Annotated in this window: 14 protein-coding genes and 1 pseudogene; 3 read left to right on the top strand and 12 right to left on the bottom strand. The window is 33.4% G+C overall.

The features are described 5' to 3' along the window. Window positions 1-295: 295 nt before the first annotated feature. The 11 genes and pseudogenes from AC0KUU_RS29290 to AC0KUU_RS29240 all read right to left on the bottom strand — a co-directional run bounded on the left by AC0KUU_RS29290 (window position 296) and on the right by AC0KUU_RS29240 (window position 10,300). A complete protein-coding gene (locus AC0KUU_RS29290; protein WP_144633052.1) occupies window positions 296-1,129 on the bottom strand; it encodes a hypothetical protein in 834 nt (277 codons plus the stop codon). Window positions 1,130-1,596: 467 nt separating this feature from the next. Continuing rightward, a complete protein-coding gene (locus tag AC0KUU_RS29285; RefSeq protein WP_144633050.1) occupies window positions 1,597-1,926 on the bottom strand; it encodes a nucleoside triphosphate pyrophosphohydrolase in 330 nt (109 codons plus the stop codon). Window positions 1,927-2,080: 154 nt separating this feature from the next. Further along, window positions 2,081-2,550, bottom strand: a pseudogene (locus AC0KUU_RS29280) (DinB family protein). A 44-nt stretch (window positions 2,551-2,594) separates the two neighbouring features. Further along, complete coding sequence (locus AC0KUU_RS29275) at window positions 2,595-3,764, bottom strand: cysteine desulfurase family protein (protein ID WP_322552702.1); 1,170 nt, start codon at window positions 3,762-3,764, stop codon at window positions 2,595-2,597. A 2-nt stretch (window positions 3,765-3,766) separates the two neighbouring features. Beyond that, window positions 3,767-4,171, bottom strand: coding sequence for an iron-sulfur cluster assembly scaffold protein (locus tag AC0KUU_RS29270; protein ID WP_322552703.1), 405 nt, complete (start codon window positions 4,169-4,171; stop codon window positions 3,767-3,769). A 1-nt stretch (window position 4,172) separates the two neighbouring features. Continuing rightward, window positions 4,173-5,342 (bottom strand): LuxE/PaaK family acyltransferase, encoded by a 1,170-nt coding sequence (locus AC0KUU_RS29265; RefSeq protein ID WP_322552704.1) that lies wholly within the window; start codon window positions 5,340-5,342, stop codon window positions 4,173-4,175. Continuing rightward, window positions 5,339-5,605, bottom strand: a complete 267-nt coding sequence (locus AC0KUU_RS29260) for an acyl carrier protein (protein WP_274862770.1) — start codon at window positions 5,603-5,605, stop codon at window positions 5,339-5,341. Before AC0KUU_RS29260 ends, AC0KUU_RS29265 begins: the two co-directional genes overlap by 4 nt. Before the next feature lie 33 nt (window positions 5,606-5,638). After that, entirely contained in the window at window positions 5,639-6,676 is a 1,038-nt protein-coding gene (locus AC0KUU_RS29255; RefSeq protein ID WP_322552705.1) for a flavin-containing monooxygenase, read from the bottom strand. An 81-nt stretch (window positions 6,677-6,757) separates the two neighbouring features. Further along, window positions 6,758-8,527 carry a fatty acyl-AMP ligase gene (locus AC0KUU_RS29250; RefSeq protein WP_322552706.1) on the bottom strand — a complete coding sequence of 590 codons (1,770 nt, stop codon included), beginning with the start codon at window positions 8,525-8,527 and terminating at the stop codon, window positions 6,758-6,760. 48 nt (window positions 8,528-8,575) lie between these two features. Then, entirely contained in the window at window positions 8,576-8,908 is a 333-nt protein-coding gene (locus AC0KUU_RS29245) for a carboxymuconolactone decarboxylase family protein (protein ID WP_322552707.1), read from the bottom strand. Window positions 8,909-9,691: 783 nt separating this feature from the next. Then, entirely contained in the window at window positions 9,692-10,300 is a 609-nt protein-coding gene (locus AC0KUU_RS29240) for a TetR/AcrR family transcriptional regulator (RefSeq protein WP_043980832.1), read from the bottom strand. A gap of 189 nt (window positions 10,301-10,489) precedes the next feature. On the opposite strand from AC0KUU_RS29240, the gene AC0KUU_RS29235 reads away from it, so the two are divergent. Beyond that, window positions 10,490-11,671, top strand: a complete 1,182-nt coding sequence (locus AC0KUU_RS29235) for a YhgE/Pip domain-containing protein (protein ID WP_322552708.1) — start codon at window positions 10,490-10,492, stop codon at window positions 11,669-11,671. Between the two features lie 308 nt (window positions 11,672-11,979). Here the strand turns inward: AC0KUU_RS29235 and AC0KUU_RS29230 are convergent, their stop codons facing one another. Then, window positions 11,980-12,264, bottom strand: a complete 285-nt coding sequence (locus AC0KUU_RS29230; protein WP_043980836.1) for an AbrB/MazE/SpoVT family DNA-binding domain-containing protein — start codon at window positions 12,262-12,264, stop codon at window positions 11,980-11,982. Between the two features lie 743 nt (window positions 12,265-13,007). Here AC0KUU_RS29230 and AC0KUU_RS29225 point away from each other — a divergent pair. Both AC0KUU_RS29225 and AC0KUU_RS29220 read left to right on the top strand, forming a co-directional pair. Then, window positions 13,008-14,642 (top strand): APC family permease, encoded by a 1,635-nt coding sequence (locus AC0KUU_RS29225; RefSeq protein WP_043980838.1) that lies wholly within the window; start codon window positions 13,008-13,010, stop codon window positions 14,640-14,642. A gap of 49 nt (window positions 14,643-14,691) precedes the next feature. After that, the gene (locus tag AC0KUU_RS29220) at window positions 14,692-14,919 is read left to right on the top strand and encodes a hypothetical protein (RefSeq protein ID WP_043980840.1); all 228 of its coding nucleotides are present in this window, start codon (window positions 14,692-14,694) and stop codon (window positions 14,917-14,919) included. The last annotated feature ends 205 nt before the right edge of the window (window positions 14,920-15,124 follow it).

The following is a 15,124-nucleotide window of genomic DNA, read 5'->3' as shown; positions in this document are numbered from 1 at the left end:
CATGTACCATGTATTAAATAAATAAGTTGTTCGGATAAAAAGAAGGCTTGAGCCGTATGACGGGAAATCTGTCACGTACGGTTCTTAGGGGGGCGGGCGCTCGTGAGAGTGCCTGCCTACCCGACTGAACTGAACAAGTATAGGTTATACAGTCTAAAAACAGAAGGAACTACTGTCCCCCAACAGTAGTTCCTTATTGTAATATAAGTGCATTTTGGATGATCTAATTTACCTGAAGTAGTTTATACAGAAAGAATGATTGACGAATGACTCACAGAGACAGATTCTTTTTTAGTTATTTACTAACTTCCACTACGAATGGAACTATAAAGACTTTGTTACTACGCTGAAACTCTCCCCAAATTTTATAGATGCCAGGTGAAGGAAATGTGGTATGGAACATAGCTTTAGATCCTTTTATCCTTTCATCCATTGGGTGTACGTGCAGATATTTTGTTGCGTCTTGATTTAGAATGACAACGTGTCCTACAGCTCCAAGGTATGGTTGTAAATCCTGAATAGGCTGTTTGGTTTTAGCGTCTTCAAAATGAAAATTTAGCATAGTTTCCTGATTCGCTTTTAGCTGGCTATCTATTTTAAGAGACACTTGATTTCCATTAACAGTTTTTAATAATTTCTTATCAGGTATAAGGCTAACAGGGGCTGATGTATTTCCCTTAACAGAAACCGTATGCATTTGAACTGTATCCGATTGTCCTTTCGGTACAAAGTCAGCAATTAATTTAAATGATCCTCCCTGAGTAAACGTAACAGGTACTGTAAACACACCTTTTCCCTTATAAGTAGGATGGATGTGTTGATATTTTGACAAGTCTTTGGTTGCAACAATCAGATGCATTTTCTTTTCGTGATTTACCTCAAATTCGGAAATAGGCTTCCCTTTATTATCTTTGATTGTGATTGTTAACTGATTGGTTGTATTAGCCTGAGGATAATGTTCAAACTTCCAATCGGTTTGTACGGCAACTTGTTGTTTTTCTTTTGAAGAATCGTTATGGTCCATGTTTGCCATGTCGTGTTTCATCTGCTTATATTCAGAATCCTTATTACATGCTACCAAAGAAATCATAGTTAAGAGAGATACCGCGACAAATAGTAACTTTTTCATATATACACCCTTTCATTGTAATAAGTACTGCTGCCCACCATTTATATCAAATAGATGTGGAGAAACTGTGCAGACCTATCTATACAAGGATAGCCTCTATACCCAAACACAGAATTAAGTAAAAATCGATAAGTAATTACGTAAACTTACTTATAATAAATTGTGTTTAATAAAAATAAGAAATCTTAAAAGGCATGCGTATTAATACGCATGCCTTTTAAGTGACCTTTCATAAAAAATCCCAAAATATAAATACCAGATAATGCTTATAGGGTTTGTCAAAAATTATTTTATCCAATAAATGTCGACTGTTAAATATGGAAATATAATCAATTAAATAGGTTTTTTGGATAATATTAGTGAATTAGATACAATTACATAACTAGAAAGGTATGTAAAATGATTATAAACTATACTTCTACCGACGGTATATTTGATATTGTTTCACAACGTTAATGAGATTAAATTTACTCCTTCTTGCGAACTTCCACTAGAAATAATTTTTTATCAAAGACTCCTCTTTTATCAGCTTTATGTCGTCTAACTCTCTCCAAATCTTCGATGGAAAATCCATGACACTTTGTTAATCCATAGATTACTTCTAATAAATCTGCAAGTTCTTCTATAGCCTCATTTGAGTTAGAAGCTGCTAAATACTCATTTAATTCTTCCTGACTTTTCCTTTGAAGTTCTATTAAATAATCCTGTTCTGTTAAAACTTCAACCACACACTCGCCTTCGAATTCTTGAATAATTTCGGGTATGCGGTCTCTAATTAGTTTATTATAAATGGTCATATATCTTATCTCCTTTATAATTAGAGTGTTTACTATACAGACGTAGCAGAACTATCTAAACAAAAAAACAAGCCTTTGAAAACAAATGCTTGTTTTTGTTTAGAACTTGTTAATATAAACTGTTAGAAGGTATTTTTATTTGTATCTACATTGATTAGTTTTTTACATTTTCATATTCAACAACACGTTTCATTGCTTGAATGTGTCCTAAATGATTGGATTCATGTAATACGGCCAAACCTGCTAATTCTTCAAAAGTTTCAAATCCCATAAATGGTTTTTGAAGTGTTTCCTTTAATTGTTCATTTGGAATTTGCTGAAGACGAATGGCCTGATCCTTGAGCTGAATAATCAATTCGTCTAAGCTAGGCACCTCATCCTTCCAATCAGCTGGTTTTGTACCATTACCAAACAATTCGATATAGTTTGCTGGAAGGTAAGTCGTTTTTTTGGAAAGCCAAACATTAATTGCTCAGTGAATGTTAATACATGACCAACATGCCAATGAATTGTATTGTTAAAACCATCTGGCTGAACACTTGCTACTTCTTTAGAAATAGATTCTACATTTCTTATAAAGTAATCCTTTGCCACTTTAAACTGCTTAAATACTAATTCATTCATATAGTCTCACTACCTTATAATCATTATTTTTCACTTTAATATTCCTATACAGGTATTTGATATTTAGGTGAGAAAGAACGTAATCTCACAACAGAATGCTTTAAATATCTAACTAGCTGATTTATTTCATCTTCAGTGGTTAGTGCTCCTATACTTATACGAATTGAGCTTCTAATCTCGTCATCTGTCTTTCCAATTGCTTTTAATACATGTGAAAGTTTTGATGAAGTAGAGCTACATGCGGAAGCAATAGATACACAAATTCCTAATTCATTTAACATACTGGCTAAGGATTCCCCTCTAATCCCAGAAAATTGAATGTTTATCGTGGAGGGAACATTAGCATGTATGTCTCCGTTTATTAAACAATCCTCAATTTCTGCTTGGAGATTAGTTAAGAATAAGTCACGTAGGTACTCTATCTTTGTAAAATTTAAGTATAGATCTTCTTGAACTATTTTTGCAGCAATCCCAAAACCGACAATACCTGCTACATTTTCTGTTCCAGAACGCATACCAAATTCTTGAGATCCTCCAAGGATAAGAGGAGGAATATTCACATCTTCACGTAAATATAAACACCCTACTCCCTTAGGCCCATAAATTTTATGTGCTGACATGGATAAACTATCAATTGGAAGTTCCTTTAAATTAACAGGTATTCTCCCAACTGCCTGTACTGCGTCGCAATGGAAATGAATATTGTGCTTTTTACACAGATTACCTATTTCTTTTATAGGCTGTATAGATCCAATTTCATTATTTACCATCATGACTGTAACAAGAACTGTTTGGCTAGTTATAGCTCTTTCGATATCATTAAGATTCACAATACCAGCCGAATTGACAGGTATTGTGGTAATTTGAAATCCATGATGCTTTCTTAAGTAATCACAAGTTTTTAAGATAGCTGGATGTTCAATTGCACTTGTAATAATATGCTTCCTCTTTGAATTTTCAGCTGCTATGCCCTTTAATATAGTGGAATTTGCCTCAGATCCACCACTTGTAAAAAATATATTACTATCCTCAACACCAATAAGATTAGCTATATCTTTACGTGCTATTTCAATGGCCTCTTTAGCGCGATACCCTATAGAATAAGTACTCGACGGATTTCCAAAATGATTTTGAAGATACGGTAACATACCTTCTAGTACTCTTGGATCAATAGGAGTAGTGGCATTATAGTCAAAATAAATAGGTGTATGCATTGTTAAAATGCACCTTCCCCTTCAACCAGAAATTCTTTCTGTTCAAATTTCTTTTTTGTTGGATTTGCGCACTGATTTAGAATATTTAAAGCGATATCAACACAATGAAGCTGTGAAGGTTCTAACTCACCTAACCATTCAACAACATCATCGCGTATAATAGACGAAATTTCAGCTTTAGACATACTAACTATTTTTTCTGAAACAATACTTGCTGTAGCAATAGACGTAGAGCATCCATAAGCTCTATAAGCTACATCGGAGATAACCCCTTGGTTTAACCTTAAATACATGTGTACTGTATCACCACAAATAGGATTACTGATTTCGATCACATAGTCCGCATCTGTAAGTTCACCAATATTCCTAGGATTCATAAAATGGTCACAGATTATATCATTGAACATTTTAAATTCCTCCTTTGATAGCCATGCCTTTTTCTTTTTCTTCGATAAACTTTTCAAGGTTAATTGCACAACAACCTACTTCTACACCTGGCATCCTTGAAATATATACTAACGTCTGTCCATTACGACCACATTCACAAGATGTATCTTTTCTTAAATAGCCAACATCTTCTGTCAGAATGAAGCCTGGATAAGAAATAGAAGTTGGATCATAAATAGCCATAATGCCCCTTTCTCCATATTCAACTTCTTCTAAGACATTGTGTGGGTTACGCATAGAAACGTGGACCCATGGTGGAATATGTTTTTCTTGTTTATGGCATTCTACTGCAAGCATATTAGCTTCTACTAATCCATACATATCCCTTACATTGTTTGATTGAACGCCTAAGTATTCATGACAAAGCTCATTAAATTCTGCTCGTGGAATTTCTTCACCAGTGAACCTTTTCCATCCTCCAAGCGTAATAATAAAGCTATTCTTTTCTAAATTAAGTTTAATATTACGATCCATACAATATTTAATTAATCTATATACTAAAAATGGAGGGCCTACTATATGTCTAGTATGTTTTCCATCCCAACTTTGTAAGGCTTCTACAGCTTTTTCGGGGTTGAATGTTATTTTCTTTACTAAATTAACGCTACCATCTAATAAACCAGCAAAAACATTCAGTGCTTTTACCATTCCCATTTCAGGCATTTCTTCAGTTGGTGGGAAAAGGAATAATCCCATCCCTCTGGAGAACTTAAAGAACTCTCTATAGGTAGTTACAACACTATCAAATGCACTGTCCATCGTTAAACGATCACGACGAGATACACTAGGAATCCCACTTGTCCCTGTACTTCTCATTTCGAATTCAACTTCGTTTAATTTCGATGTCATAAGAAGGTGAGAATCGCATTGTTTAAATGTTTGAACTGGAATTAAAGGGATTTTCGCTAAATCATTAAAACCCTTTATATCCTGATGGCTAATGTTTTTCTTCTTACATAAATCACGATAAAATTCGTTGTTTTCATAATGATAGTTAAAGTTATCTGCGATAACGCTACCTTTATATTCATTTACTGTATCAAAAGGCATTTTATAAAGGTTATGAGCACTACCGACTAATGTATTTAATGGGGATAATCCTAGTTCTTTTAACTGAGTAGATAAGTTCATTTAATAGCCTCCTTAGTGTTCTGAGCTTGTATTTGTTTTACTAACAACACAACGTCCTCAATCGTTTTGCACCAGCCATAGTCCTCAGTTGGAATGCTAATATCTAACTTTTGCTCTAAATCTAAAACAAGTTCTAGGCGATCAGTTGAATCCAGTGATAAATCTCCGGACAAATTGCTATCTATTTTAATATCCGTTTCTTTTAAAGGTGAAAAAACTAAAATAGACTCTCTTATCATCGTAAAAATCTTATCGTTTTCCATAGTTAGGACCCCCACTAAAACTTTTCATATCAATTAAGTTATATGATTTGCCAAGAACTTGGCGTCTTCTCCAACCCCTAATAATAAGGCGGAACCTCTTCGGTATTGCCATGATAACCCTAGAAAGTAAAGACCCTTTTCTTTTGTTATGCCTCGGTCATGAATCACATTATTGTTTTTATCAATTATATTAAGGACTTCAATCCATTCGTAATCATTGTGGTAACCAGTGGCCCAGATGATATTCTCTGGTTGGACCTTCTCGCCATTTTGACAAATTAAACTCTTACCGTCTGCCTTTGAAACTTTTGAAACCTTGTTAACAGCTCCTCTACTTAGCAGTGGTTTTAACTCTTTTCCTATAATTGGATCATTTTTTTTCATAAACTGCCCCAATTTTGAATGGATAGTTGCTTTTGATACTCCAAGCACTTGGAACCACCAAAAAATACTCCTATTCAGTAAGGTATAGGGTAGGAATTTCATTTGTTTACCTACAGATAGATAAACTTCTCTGCTTTCGGCTAACTCCGTTGCAATCTGTACCCCTGAATTACCGGCACCCACTACTAAAGTCGTTCCCTCCTTTAATTGAGTTGGATTTTTATAATGAGCTGCATGAATCTGGAAAATGTCTTTTGAGACATCTTTCTCCATATTTGGTACAAAGGGTTTTTGAAAGGGACCAGTTGCAACTACTATATTTTTTGCTACATAATTTCCTTTACTGGTAACGAGGTGAAACTTCTTATTTTCTTTAAATAGATTAATAACTGATGTATTCAGTTGGACTGGAAGATCATAATAACGACTGTAGTTTTCTAAATAATCCGCAATCTCATCTTTGTTAGGGTAACCATGTGGTGGCCCTTCTACATTCATTCCCGGTAGAGCGCTATGAGATCTAGGTGTAAACAAGGTTAAAGAATCGTAACGATGACGCCAAGAGTCCCCAACTCTACTATTAGAGTCTATAATTAAAAATGAAAGAGATTTTTGTTTTAAATAATAGCCAATAGCTAGTCCTGCTTGCCCGGCACCGATTACAATTGTGTTATATGAATTTCCCATTTAACATCCCTCCTTCAACAATAGTAAGTACATTATGCATAGTAGGATGAGTTTATTAGGAAAAGGGGGAAAAGAACGAATTTAATTATGCCACACCTCTAAACCATTATTTAAATACGCGTTTTTACAAGCACTTCTTTGGATTTTCCCACTAGATGTTTTTGGTATACTGCTAGTCTTTAAAAGGTAAATAGTGTATGGCTGAACTTCATGTTCCTCCATTACTTGTTGACGGATGTTCCTTAAAACACTGTCTAAATAACCTTTTAATTCTCTTTCTTTGTGTGGTCTAGGCCTATATTTACGTTCAATTTCGGCAACTATAATCAACTTTTCTTCCCCATTAATATCAACAGAGAACGCAGCACTGGCTCCTGAAATAATAGCTTGATCTGCTTTTTCCACAGTTAATTCAATATCTTGTGGGTAATAGTTTTTCCCTCTTAATACAATGACATCTTTTAGTCTACCTGTTACAAAAAGCTGGCCTTCATGAAAAAATCCTAAATCCCCAGTTCTTAAAAAGCCATTTTCATTTGTGTCTTTTACTATATTATTAAACGCATAATTTGTTTCTTGTTTCCGTCCAAAATATCCTTTTGCTATACTGTCTCCTTTAACCCAAATTTCACCTATTTCATTTGATGCACACTTGGATAAGGAATCAGTATTAACAATTTCTACTTTTTGATTAAGCCAAGTCATACCACAACCAATTAATTTTACTGAATATTCAGAACTTACAGGTCGCTCTATAGCTTTATTTTCTAAAAGACTTTCTTTGCAAAAGCCTTTGGAGACAGGCTTTGTTAATTTTTCATTACCTGTTATAAATAAAGTTGCCTCAGCCATACCGTAGCACGGAAAAAATTGATTTAGTTTAAAACCACAATCTTTAAAAGCCTGGGCAAACTTTTGAATAGTTTCATACCGCACGGGTTCAGCCCCATTAAAAGCAACTTCCCAACTACTCAAATCAAGCTGCACCTTTTGTTCATCTGTAATCTTTTTTAGACATAAGTCATAAGCAAAATTGGGTCCACCACTAATAGTTGCTTTGTACTTTGAAATAGCACTTAGCCATCGAAAAGGTTTTTGTAAAAAATCCATTGGAGACATAAATACACATTTAGCCCCAAGATATAGTGGTTGTAGAATGTTACCTATTAACCCCATATCATGATACATTGGTAGCCATCCGAGCATGACTGTATCCTCGTTATGCTGACAAGCTGCTTTGATCATGGCTTCATTGTGCAAAATATTACCATGAGTGACCATCACTCCTTTAGGAGAAGATGTAGATCCTGAAGTATATTGTAAAAAAGCTAAAGATTCTTTATCTACCTTTGGTTGTGACCACTGATCCCGATAATCATAAGATATATCGTCAATCGGAATCCACTTTAGATTCATATTTGATAGTTCATCTGAGAAATGAAAACTTATTTTTGAATGCAGTTGAGTAGTTGTCAAGATGATATTAGTAGCTGAATCATCCATAATTGCTTTTAAACGTTCCATATTTCGACTTAACCCGGGAGGGTACACAGGTACGGGTATTACATTCGCATAGATACATCCTAGAAAGGCTTTAACATAGTCTATCCCCGATGGATACATTAAAAGAGCTCGTTGTCCTTCTAAACCTAAATGTTGTAGGTAAGCAGCGATTTGCTTAGCATACATATGAAGTTCTTGATAGGTAATATTAGTTTCATCTTGGTTATCATTAGATAAAAATGTGTAGACTACTTTTTCAGGATGTATCATCACTTTATGTGATAACAAGTCTATCATTGAAGAATAATTACTTTTTGGAATAGTAGGATTGTCTATCAACTTTTCCATGCGGTCTACACCTCTTTTTAGTGTTCTAAAATCACAAAATCAAAAATTCTACTCTCTTTCAAAGGCATTGATGGCGTTTACGCTATGACTAATTGCAGCACCAGCTTTAAGTGCAGCTGCTACAGTCACTGCTTCTAAAATCTCATCCATAGTTCCACCTAGTTTTTTATACTTAGCTACATGAGCTTCAATGCAATATGGACATCCTGTTGTATGAGCCACGGCAATAGCAATCAACTCTTTTGTTTTAGAAGGAATCGTACCCGTATTAAAGACTTCATGTTCAAACTGCATAAATTTTGCTGCCACCTTTGGCGATCTTTCCTTTAATTCACCTAATCTATTTAAATATGATTTTTTATATAAAGTATCGTCTGACATCTTTTATTTCTCCCCTCATTGTTCAAATATAAGTAACTATCATGAAGAATAAAACAAACTACTTTAAAATAATAAAAACTTATTTAATCGTCGGACGATTTCCCCACCCCTTTTTCACAATGGTAAAATTTCACTAAGTCGAAATGGAAGAAAATTAACCTATAATTACCTCTATTTGTAAAAAAATCAGCTACAAATGGATTCTACAAACAATATTTTGGGTTGTCAATTACTTTATTTGAAATTTAAGAATAATTTAATAACTATTTTACAAGACTTTTAGGAGGTAAACTAAAGGCTATTCATTCACTAAGATAAGTACATTATTATGCTTAAAATTATATTAATAAAATCAAAGCAAGACTTATTTCAGGAGGTATTTTTGGGAAGTTTTAAAAAAATAAGTGGACTATAAGATATAAGAAAGTTTAGATGTTTTTTTAGGGCAGATGAATCTTTATTTAAAAGTGAGAAATTCACTATGTATAATATGTCTCTATAACACTCAAATGCTTTTTTGAATGTTAAAACATATGACAACGCTACCATTTTCACCAAAAAAGAATGTTACAAAAAAAAATTTAAAAAATGAAATTTACATTTGGAAATGAAGTTAAAAGATGAGAATGATAGTGTGAGGGATTATATCTATCTGCATTCAAGATCTCTTCTAGAAGTTATCCTAGATATAATCCCATTTTTTATAAAAGCCTAGGTGATGCTAATGTTTTTAAAATTACTTATTGAAGTAAGTTTGGAACTCTTTACAAGTTAAATTTTATCTTATGCTTCAATTTCAAAACCTGAAGACTGTAATGGACCAATTGTAATTAAGCTAACTAACTGCACTGCCATATGTTTAGGAGAGTAGACTAAATCATTATTAACCCACCATTCTACAGTACCAATCAATGCTGAAGAAATGAAATGTATTAATAATTCTGGAGGAGTTGAAAATTTTTGTTCTTGTAAATTTATTGTGGCGAATTCTTTTCTGAATTTCTCTAGAATAACCCCTTGCATTTTGCCATTAAATCCATGTACCCCTTTTTCACTTAACATAATTTGATAAAAAGTAGCATGGTGGAAAATATTTGTGAATATAGCTTCAATCATTGATTGAAACTCTGATATTTTCACCCTTTTCTTTTGAATGTATATACAAGGGTTAATAATATCTGTTAGTTCCTCAAAAACTTCGTCAATTAATTTATCCACCAAATCTTGCTTATCTACATAGTGAAGATAAAAGGTAGCCCTGTTAATTAATGCATTGTCTGCAATATCCCTAATGGTAATAGATTCATAGCCTTTCTCTTGAATTAAATCAATAAACGATTCTTTAATCATTTTTCGTGTTCGAATAACACGCAAATCTGTTTTCTTTAACATTTTTTCATCACCTGTCTATGATTTCATTTTTAATTAACACTTAGGACTCATGTGTTGTATATATAACAAATAGCGCAATATTGATTATTGAGTATGTGAGAATAAGGAATATAATTACATTGTATATAACAGGGCGTTTCTTATGCAACGCTCTGTCGATGAAAACAAGATGTTCAGGAGGGAGATTACGTGTGCGTATTTAAGAGTTTTTTTTCACAAAAAAGATTTTGGGGGAGCTTACTAGGAATTATCATTGTCGTTATGATTTTCAGTATTGCTTTCATAGGATCAATTGTTAATCCCACTCCGAAGGACTTGCCTGTTGCATTGGTGGTAAATGATAAAGGTGCTGAACTGCCTAATAAGACAAAACTAAATGCTGGTGAGGAATATAGAGAAGCGTTACTAGATAATAAAGATATTCCCTTTAAGTGGTCAGTGATTGACACAAGAGAAGAAGCTATCAGTGCAATGAATGAAAAGAAATACTATGCGACTATTGTCATTCCAGAGAGCATGTCTCAACAAATTATGTCACTTCAATCCCCTTCACCACAAAAGCCAGAGATAGAGGTAATTATTAATCAAGGAATGCATTACACGGCTGCTAATACAACAAAACAGGTTATCGATCAATCGCTTTCTAAAATAAATGGTCAAATTCAGGATACAGTTTTTACCCAGTTAGAAGCTAAAAAAGCTACTATTACTCCTTCGCAAGCAAAACTTTTGAGCAGCCCTTTACTTGTGAAGAATGAAACCATTAACGAAGTTGGAGATCACACAGCCAATGGGAATGCTCCTGTTTTATTTACACAGATAATATGGATCGCGGTCATTATTAGTTCTGTTATTCATTTTGTTATTATGAAGAAGGTTACAAATGGCCGTATAAGTACCCGATCTGTTTTAGCTCAATTAGTTGCAGGACTACTATTTGCAACAGCCATTGCTTCTACAGTCCTTTTATTTACTGATAATGTATTAAACGTTAATATATCTGACTTCCAGGCAACATTCTTATTTTTACTTTTTACTGCATTTATGTTTTATTTACTTCAAAACGCTATTTTAAATTGGTTAGGATTAGTAGGGGTTCCACTATTTATCTTACTTTTTCTCTTCTCAATTCCGGTATTAAATTTACCTCCAGAGTTTCTACCTACAGTAACTCAAGATTGGTTTTATTCATGGGTTCCCTTTAAATATAGCGTAGAAGGTCTACGTAACATCTTCTACTTTGCAGGGCATGCTATCGAAAGCTATTTATTTGTTCTAGGAATGATAGGTGTGGCTTCATTTATAATCATGTCACTTTCTATACTCAAAACAACAAGTAAAGAAAAACCAAGGGTGGCTGTAGAAAAGTAATTTTTATTTATTAATAAAAAAAGACCTTGAGAAGAGCAAGATATATAACTTACTCCTCTCAAGGTCCTATTTGTTTTAATTAATCTTTTGATATCTTTAATTACATGTGAGCTATAAGCCTATACTTGATCTTAAACTTCAGGAGTTGGTGTTGGTTTTTTATAACCACTTTTATATAAGTCTACATATGAAACCTTAGCATATTAATGTGTGAATATAATACAGTAGTAAGTCGCATTGCAACGTAAGAGCCGACCCAAATATTTTGAAAGGAATGTAGCTCCTAGAAGGTGAAAATGAAAGAATGGTCATTCAATCTGTTTTTTCATATCAATTAATTGTTGTAATAAAATCTTTTCTCCTTCTGAGCTTAGCACGATATTACCTAGATACACTTTATTTTTATCACTTACCTTACCAGTGATAGCACAGGGTTTACTTTCACCACATTTTTCGATAATTATTGTTTCATTTTCTATAAACATTTCCACATAACTCTCACTGCCTTTTATCCCTAAGGTTCGTCGTAGTTCACTAGGGAATGTGACACGTCCAAATTTGCCTAGACCCTTAATCAGCCCTATTTTCTTCATTTTCTCACTCCTAATTTAAATTATCTTTCAATTTAATAATGGTTATTAATTAATTGTATTTGGGTGAAAAATTATCTCCATAAGAGAATTTTTTGCTGGAGTAATTCCCATCTCGAAAATGTATTATATTACCTTATTATCTTTTTCTTTTAATAAAAGTAATATATGAATTTAAACTAATAACAAAGATTTATTAAGCCTCATTTTATGATACAAACTACAGAATTAAACAAAAATCTACATAAAAAACCAATAATATCCATTAAATTATTTATATGTAAAAAATATTTAAATCCATATATGATAACATTAAATGTTTCTATATCTAAATAATGGAGAATAAGCACTTCTTTCTTATCGAATCATTCACAAAAAATAATTTAGAAAATTTTTAATTTTTGTCGTTTTCTGTATGATTATATAGTTCCTAGTATAAATTAAAGATACGATGTCGCTGGAGAAAAATGAAAGCGTTTAATACTAGTTTATCTTTTCTTAGTTCCACTTCAATGGAGTGAAGATATTTATAAACTAACTACAGAAAAAAAGTTGCTCTCATTGTATCCTTATTAATGACTTAAAGGAGTATCACTATCTCTTCGAATTACGCTGATGTATCCACTCCTTTTGAAGCTAAGCAGACTACAATATCTACTATAATCCTTCCCTTATAAAGAAAGGGATTTTGGAGGATGTAATAGTCTTTCTATAATTACTACAACTTATATGAGAGAGGTTAAAAAATGAATCATTTACATCGCAGGATGGGAACTTTTTCTTTAACAATGGTTGGACTAGGTTCAATCATTGGTTCAGGTTGGTTATTCGGGGCATGGAGAGCAGCTCAAATTGCTGGACCTGCTGCTATTATTTCCTGGATTATCGGTATGATTGTTATTTTATTTATTGGACTTTCTTACAGTGAGCTTGGATCTATGTTTCCAGAAGCAGGAGGTATGGTTAAATATACACAATATTCTCATGGATCATTTCTTGGATTTATTGCTGCTTGGGCAAACTGGATTGCTATTGTATCTGTTATCCCAGTTGAAGCTGTTGCATCTGTACAATACATGAGTTCTTGGCCCTGGGAATGGGCAAAGTGGACAAGTAGTTTAGTGAAAAATGGCACGCTTACTTTACCTGGATTAGGCATTGCTTCTGCTTTATTACTTATTTATTTCTTACTAAATTATTGGACAGTAAGTCTCTTTTCCAAAGCAAATTCACTCATCACAATCTTTAAGATAGTGATTCCTGGCTTAACAATTGGATCACTTCTATTTGCCGGTTTTCATAGTGGAAATTTTACGTCTGGAGAAGGCATCGCGCCAAATGGTTGGGCAAGCGTACTGACGGCGGTAGCAACGTCCGGTATTGTATTTGCATTTAATGGTTTTCAAAGCCCTATTAATATGGCTGGAGAAGCAAAGAATCCTGGGCGTTCTATTCCATTAGCTGTAGTAGGATCGATTCTAATTGCTACCGTTATTTATATCTTATTACAGGTGGCATTTATTGGGGCAGTTTCTCCTTCTATGGTTGTTCATGGATGGAGTCACCTTAATTTCAACTCTCCATTTGCTGATTTGGCTATTGCTTTAGGTATTAACTGGCTTGTGATTGTATTGTACGCTGATGCATTTGTTTCTCCTTCTGGAACGGGAATCACCTATACGGCTACTACATCTCGTATGATATACGGTATGGAAAAGAATAAATATTTACCTGGTGTTTTAGGGAAATTGCATCCTATTTATGGTGTGCCACGTCAAGCAATGTTTTTCAATTTAGCAGTATCATTCATTTTTTTATTTCTCTTTAGAGGTTGGGGTGTATTAGCTGAAATTATTTCAGTTGCGACATTAATCTCTTATATTACAGGGCCTGTTACAGCTATGACGTTAAGAAGAACGGGGAAAGAATTCTATAGACCATTACGTCTAAAAGGATTAAGTATTATTGCACCACTGGGTTTTATATTTGCGTCATTAACTCTGTACTGGGCGAGATGGCCACTTACAGGACAGGTGTTATTCATTATTATAATGGGTCTTCCTATATACTTTTATTATCAAGCAAAGTTGAAATGGAAGGGATTTCAAAAGAACTTCCTAGCAGGACTTTGGATGGTTACTTACTTATTATGTATGATAGTTATTTCATATTTAGGAAGTGAAAAATTTGGTGGAATAAATGTTATTCCATACGGTTGGGACATGCTGATCATTACATGTTTGTCTCTTGTTTTTTATGTTTGGGCTGTAAAGAGTGGATTTAAGACAGAATACCTCAAGGAAGCCACCAAAGTAAATGAAGAAATGAGATTAAGGGAGAGAACAATAGAATCTCAATTAGATAAAGAAAAAGTTGTATAAAAATTGATTTCTAGTACCAGTATTTTATAAGTATGTGGAGATAGTTGTTATGGTAAAAAATAAGGTAGGAAAGTTAAAGATCTTTACGGTAGACTATTCTATATTAAAAAACAATAAAATAATCAATAATTCTATAGTCATCCAATCCATCAATAATCCAGATGAAATTGTAAGGTTAGCTAAACTAGATATATCTACAAAAGAAAGAGTGTTCATTCAAAATGTAAAGATTTTAAGATTTAAGTCCATCCTATCTCATGGGCATAATTTAGAATAGGAAAACTCGTAAAAAAAGGAATTTACTTATAATAGCAAGAGCTTATTTTAACGATGTTATTGAGATATTTTACTTGTTTTATTAGATGCCTAGGGCATCTTTTTCTCTTTTCTCATATGTTCGAGAGCTATAGGGAAAGTCGAATTCCTATTTATCGTAATGCCACGAGAAGCCAAAACAGAAAAAGGCCGAAAAGTTCTCTAAA

Source organism: Priestia sp. ST2 (assembly GCF_055810735.1).
Note: the sequence above shows the minus strand (reverse complement) of the source record. Positions and strands in the feature narration are given on the sequence as shown.

What these genes read in the sequence shown, in the direction of transcription:
- AC0KUU_RS29275 (WP_322552702.1), bottom strand. Translation starts at nt 3,764, where the DNA reads ATGCATACACCTATTTATTTTGACTATAATGCCACTACTCCTATTGAT.
- AC0KUU_RS29245 (WP_322552707.1), bottom strand. Translation starts at nt 8,908, where the DNA reads ATGTCAGACGATACTTTATATAAAAAATCATATTTAAATAGATTAGGT.
- AC0KUU_RS29250 (WP_322552706.1), bottom strand. Translation starts at nt 8,527, where the DNA reads ATGGAAAAGTTGATAGACAATCCTACTATTCCAAAAAGTAATTATTCT.
- AC0KUU_RS29260 (WP_274862770.1), bottom strand. Translation starts at nt 5,605, where the DNA reads ATGGAAAACGATAAGATTTTTACGATGATAAGAGAGTCTATTTTAGTT.
- AC0KUU_RS29220 (WP_043980840.1), top strand. Translation starts at nt 14,692, where the DNA reads ATGGTAAAAAATAAGGTAGGAAAGTTAAAGATCTTTACGGTAGACTAT.
- AC0KUU_RS29230 (WP_043980836.1), bottom strand. Translation starts at nt 12,264, where the DNA reads ATGAAGAAAATAGGGCTGATTAAGGGTCTAGGCAAATTTGGACGTGTC.
- AC0KUU_RS29255 (WP_322552705.1), bottom strand. Translation starts at nt 6,676, where the DNA reads ATGGGAAATTCATATAACACAATTGTAATCGGTGCCGGGCAAGCAGGA.
- AC0KUU_RS29285 (WP_144633050.1), bottom strand. Translation starts at nt 1,926, where the DNA reads ATGACCATTTATAATAAACTAATTAGAGACCGCATACCCGAAATTATT.
- AC0KUU_RS29240 (WP_043980832.1), bottom strand. Translation starts at nt 10,300, where the DNA reads ATGTTAAAGAAAACAGATTTGCGTGTTATTCGAACACGAAAAATGATT.
- AC0KUU_RS29270 (WP_322552703.1), bottom strand. Translation starts at nt 4,171, where the DNA reads ATGTTCAATGATATAATCTGTGACCATTTTATGAATCCTAGGAATATT.
- AC0KUU_RS29225 (WP_043980838.1), top strand. Translation starts at nt 13,008, where the DNA reads ATGAATCATTTACATCGCAGGATGGGAACTTTTTCTTTAACAATGGTT.
- AC0KUU_RS29265 (WP_322552704.1), bottom strand. Translation starts at nt 5,342, where the DNA reads ATGAACTTATCTACTCAGTTAAAAGAACTAGGATTATCCCCATTAAAT.
- AC0KUU_RS29290 (WP_144633052.1), bottom strand. Translation starts at nt 1,129, where the DNA reads ATGAAAAAGTTACTATTTGTCGCGGTATCTCTCTTAACTATGATTTCT.